The sequence below is a fragment of the Bacillus sp. AFS001701 genome, assembly GCF_002559405.1.
In the GTDB taxonomy this organism is placed as follows: Bacteria; Bacillota; Bacilli; order Bacillales; family Bacillaceae_G; genus Gottfriedia.
In genome coordinates this window covers 1-4,896 of record NZ_NTZO01000279.1, presented here as the reverse complement: position 1 = coordinate 4,896, position 4,896 = coordinate 1, and the positions used below count along the sequence as shown (strand labels likewise).

At 31.3% G+C, this 4,896-nt stretch carries 7 protein-coding genes; 4 read left to right on the top strand and 3 right to left on the bottom strand.

Features of this window, described 5'->3' with window-relative positions:
* A partial coding sequence (locus CN514_RS17745; RefSeq protein ID WP_141529410.1) for a YkyA family protein occupies nucleotides 1-610 on the bottom strand: 610 nt, incomplete at its 3' end.
* Between the two features lie 162 nt (nucleotides 611-772).
* On the opposite strand from CN514_RS17745, the gene CN514_RS17740 reads away from it, so the two are divergent.
* Nucleotides 773-916 (top strand): YjcZ family sporulation protein, encoded by a 144-nt coding sequence (locus CN514_RS17740; RefSeq protein ID WP_069035541.1) that lies wholly within the window; start codon nucleotides 773-775, stop codon nucleotides 914-916.
* A 188-nt stretch (nucleotides 917-1,104) separates the two neighbouring features.
* Nucleotides 1,105-1,662: a peptide deformylase gene (gene def, locus CN514_RS17735; RefSeq protein WP_098233741.1), complete on the top strand. Its 558-nt coding sequence runs from the start codon at nucleotides 1,105-1,107 to the stop codon at nucleotides 1,660-1,662.
* 70 nt (nucleotides 1,663-1,732) lie between these two features.
* On the opposite strand, the gene CN514_RS17730 is transcribed toward def, so the two are convergent.
* Nucleotides 1,733-2,506: a Cof-type HAD-IIB family hydrolase gene (locus tag CN514_RS17730; protein WP_098233740.1), complete on the bottom strand. Its 774-nt coding sequence runs from the start codon at nucleotides 2,504-2,506 to the stop codon at nucleotides 1,733-1,735.
* Nucleotides 2,507-2,521: 15 nt separating this feature from the next.
* Complete coding sequence (locus CN514_RS17725; RefSeq protein WP_098233739.1) at nucleotides 2,522-3,430, bottom strand: DMT family transporter; 909 nt, start codon at nucleotides 3,428-3,430, stop codon at nucleotides 2,522-2,524.
* A 348-nt stretch (nucleotides 3,431-3,778) separates the two neighbouring features.
* Here CN514_RS17725 and CN514_RS17720 point away from each other — a divergent pair, with 348 nt between their 5' ends.
* Both CN514_RS17720 and CN514_RS17715 read left to right on the top strand, forming a co-directional pair.
* Entirely contained in the window at nucleotides 3,779-3,991 is a 213-nt protein-coding gene (locus CN514_RS17720; protein WP_056468578.1) for a DNA-dependent RNA polymerase subunit epsilon, read from the top strand.
* Between the two features lie 3 nt (nucleotides 3,992-3,994).
* On the top strand, nucleotides 3,995-4,896 hold a 902-nt coding region (locus CN514_RS17715), incomplete at its 3' end, for a ribonuclease J (RefSeq protein WP_141529409.1).

Sequence of the window (4,896 nt, the reverse complement as noted above, 5' to 3'; positions counted from 1 at the left end):
TATTTAATTTTTGAGTATAAAGATTTAATTGATCATTATATTTAATGACATCTTTATAAATGTGATTTGTATCCTTTGTCTCACTCTTTACATTTTTTAAATCAACTTTTTTCTGCGATAATAAGTTATAAATTGAAAGATCCGTTTCCATTGCATCTTTATATTTTGAATTCAATTTATCGTATAACTCAGTTCTTTCTCTCCATGTTTTTATAAAGTTATTAACTTCATTTCGAAACTGTTCATCCTTCGTTTCAATGTTTATTGTTTGAAGTTCTTTAATTTTTATGTCTATATCGTGAATTAATTTTGACTCCTCATTGACTCGTTCTTTTCGTTCATTCAATAAGTTGATTGCTTGTTTAGCTGACTCTTGTCTTTTATTTACTTCGCTGATTTTATATAAATAAATTTTTTCATAATACTCCAATTCTTTAATTTCCAGTTTTTGAATACGTTCTCCAGCTTTTTGAAATTTCTGTTCCATTTTAGCAATTTCAGCTAGTTGATTTATGACTAAATTCTTTTGTTTTGCTTGAGAAGTACAACCCGAACAAAGGATAAAGAGTATGAGTATTACAAGGAATAAAGAATTGAATTTTTTATACATAATTTCACCCAATTTTTTTCATTATTATTTCCATGTTGCATCTTTTCAGACTTTTTATACGTCCTAAAAAATAATCTAGTCACATACCCACACACTTTATGTAGTTTTTCATATTTTGTAGTATCCGCTATATGCGGAAACAGTTTAAAGGGAGGTTATTATATGTACGGTTACGGATACGGTGGAAAAGGTGGATACCCTGGTTATGGTTACGGCGGCGGATGCGGTTGCGGTTACGGCGGTTTCGCATTAATCGTTGTTCTATTCATTTTATTAATTATCGTTGGTGCAGCTTTCGTTTTATAATTCACACTAGTAAGCCTCTATTATTAATGTATAACCACAAACTTTAAGGAGCGATAATTTATCGCTCCTTTTTCCATTCTATTGCCTTGTGACTGACAATTTAAAAAAGATTTGTTAGACTAAATTAATAATACTAGTAAATAGTACATACTTATATTTATGAAATATTAGACAGGAGTGAAATTCATTTGATTACAATGAAAGATATAATTCGAGAAGGCGATCCTAGATTAAGGGAAATCTCGAGTGAAGTAAGTTTACCTCCATCGGCAGAGGATATTAATTTAGCTAATTCATTATTAGAGTATGTTATAAATAGTCAAAATCCGGAAATATCTGCCGAATACGGTCTACGATCAGGTATCGGATTAGCTGCACCACAAATTGGAGTTCTTAAAAGAGCCATTGGTGTTCATGTTACTGACTTACAGGGTAATTTATTTAGTTATGCATTATTAAATCCTAAAATTGTAAGTCATTCTGTTGAGGAAGTTTATTTATCAGGAGGTGAAGGCTGCCTATCTGTTGATCGTGATGTTCCTGGATATGTACCACGTTATGCAAGAATAACCGTCACTGGTTTTGACACGAGATTAGGAGAAGTAAAAATCCGTTTAAAAGGTTTACCAGCAATTTGCTTCCAGCATGAAATTGACCATTTAAATGGAGTAATGTTTTATGATCGTATTAATAAAACAAATCCTTTTACTCCTCCAGAAGGTGCTTCACCTTTAGAGAGAAAATAAAAAAGAGCGATTGGAAACCAATCGCTCTTTTTAGTCTACTATTCAGGTTTTTGTACTTTATCTACAAGACTTAAAGAAGTCCGGCCCATTTTAAACCGTTTAATATCCCATCTTCATCAACATTTGTTGTAATATGATTAGCTAATTTTTTTAGTGGATCCACTGCATTCCCCATAGCGATACCCGTACCAACTTTTTCAATCATTTCTAAATCATTTAATCCGTCACCAAATGCGATTACATTTTGCATATCAAATCCAAGATGGTTTACCATTTGAAGTATTCCATTCGCTTTAGATCCTCCAACTGGTAAGACATCTGACGAATACTCATGCCAACGAATAAAATTAAAATCATTAAATCCATCAGTTAAAGATGGCTCTTGATGCTCTTCACAAAACAGTAAGACTTGATAAATTTCACGATTATGATAAAAATCATGCTGAACTTCAGGATGTTGCATTCTAATCGATGTCAATGCTTCTTTTATATGAGGATGTGAATCAATTGACGCTCTCATTGTCTCGTTATTTAAATAGATTAGCGGAATACCTAGTTCCTTTGCTTTTTGAGTAAATTGGTGAAGTTGTTCTGGATGTAGGGCATGTTTGTGAATAGCTTCACCTTCAAATTCAGCATATTGCCCATTTAAACTTACAAAAGTATTTATATTTAACTCTTCACGAAGTTCTTTAAACATGAATGGCGCACGACCAGTTGCAATCGCTACGTGGATATCTTTATTTTGAAGTTCCGAAATTGCTTTCTTTGTACTTTCCGGAATTACTTTATCATGATTTAAAATCGTTCCATCAATATCAAAAAAAACGATTGGTTTAGTCATATTATTCTCTCCTCACTAAGACGCTGCATTTGCTTTTGAGTTATTCATTTTTGACTTCTGTTTACTATTTGTAATAAATACTCCTAGAAGTACGATTAACAGTCCTAAGATCATTTTCAAGGATAAAGGTTCGTTTAAAAAGAAAAAACCCCAAATAGAAGCAAATACAGGTACTATATAAGTAACCATTGTTGCAAATTCTGCACTTCCCTCTTTAACCATATAATAAAATAATAAATATGCCAACCCCGAACATATTACGCCTAGTCCAATCACACCGCTAAAAACTTCAAAATTAACAAATGGTTTTAGAGTTCCCTTCCCTACAATGACCATATAAAAAAAGCCGAATACACCAGAAATACCTAAGGTTAAAAATGAAACAATCATTACATCAATTTGTTGTAAATACTTTTTAGTTAAATGTGAGCCAAGCCCATAACAAAAAGTAACAAATAACATTAATATTGAATAAATTATATTATCCGAGAAAATTGTTGATGGATTAAGATTCATCATAATCATAAGTCCAACGATTCCGATCAAAAGTCCAATCCATTGTTTCTTATGAATTTTTTGAGAAAAGAAAAAATAGCCAATAATTAGTGTTGCAATTGGCGTAAAAGCATTTAATACTGCCGCTTCATTACTTTGCAGATGGGTCTCACTAAAAGAAAGAAATAGCCACGGTATAGCATGATTAAATAATGAGATGACAATAATTAAACTCATTTTCGGTAAATTTTTATAATCAATCTTTACCTTTTTTATTAACATTATAATTAATAATGTCATAGCACCAAAGAAACAGCGATAAAATACAATTGCTTCTGGCCCTATATCGTTTAAAAGGAGCTTAATAAATAAAAAAGATGTACTCCAAATAATACTTAATAAAAACAAAGCTCCATATAACTTCTTCACATTCTTCTCCCCTAAACTTTAAGATACCCTCTATTTTAACTGTTTTTTGGATTATATTGAATGAAAATGTTTTTTCGTTTAATACTACACATAAATATACTGTGTCCGTGTTCTCTACATATAAGTTTAATTTCATGTCTAGGAGGTAAAACTAATGTTACGTAAACTTAGAAAAAAATTAAAAAAGCGGCTAAAACAATTTCTGAAAAAGAAGAAATATATCTCAATAATTTCAAATTTTTTTTTTAAATGACCGTATTTTAGTTAATCTTCAATAAAAAGAATGAAAATATATAGAAAATCACTTATAATATTGAGAAGATAGTGATTTGACAAGGAGAGATTTAAATGATTTTTAAAGTATACTATCAGGAATTACCATTAGAGGTACCTGTAAGAGAAAAAACTAAAACAGTTTATGTAGAAGCAGATAGTGAAAGAGAAGTTCGTGCGAAATTATTACCTTTCAATTATAATATTGAGCTTGTTCAAGCTTTAACCGGTGCTCATCTTGAATTCGAAAAACAAAGTGAAAGCTTTAAAATTTTGGAGCTAGCGTAATTTATGAAATTTCTTAAAAATGATCAAGCTGCCGTATTCGCACTAGGTGGCTTAGGGGAAATTGGTAAAAATACATACGCAGTACAATATCAAGATGAAATTATATTAATAGATGCCGGAATCAAGTTCCCTGAAGATGAGCTACTAGGGATAGACTATGTTATACCTGATTATTCCTATTTAGTTCGAAATGAGGAAAAAATTAAAGGTTTATTTATCACTCACGGACATGAAGACCACATTGGTGGTATTCCATATTTATTAAGAGAATTAAACATTCCAATTTATGGTGGAAAACTTGCTCTTGGCTTAATTAAAAATAAACTAGAAGAGCACGGTCTTTTAAGAAAAGCTAAATTAATTGAAATAAAAGAAGACGACATCATTAAATTTAGAAAAACTAGCGTAACTTTTTACCGTACTACTCACAGTATTCCAGATTGTTACGGAATTGTTGTCAAAACTCCTCAAGGACAAGTCGTTCATACAGGTGACTTTAAATTCGACTTTACACCAGTTGGAGAAACAGCTAATTTAACAAAAATGGCTGAGATTGGTAAAGAAGGCGTTTTATGTCTACTTTCAGACAGTACAAATAGTGAAGTATCACATTTTACAATGTCTGAGAGAAAAGTAGGAGACACGATTAATGAGATCTTCCGTAAAGTAGACGGTCGAATTATTTTTGCAACATTCGCATCAAACATTCATCGTCTTCAGCAAGTAGTTGAATCTGCTATTGCAACTGGACGTAAAATTGCTGTTTTTGGTAGAAGTATGGAAGCGAATATCGAGATCGGTCATGACTTAGGTTATATTAAATGCCCTAAGGATACATTTATTGATGCATCTCAAATTAATCGTATTCCGGCTAATCAATTAGTAATTTTATGTACAGGTAGTCA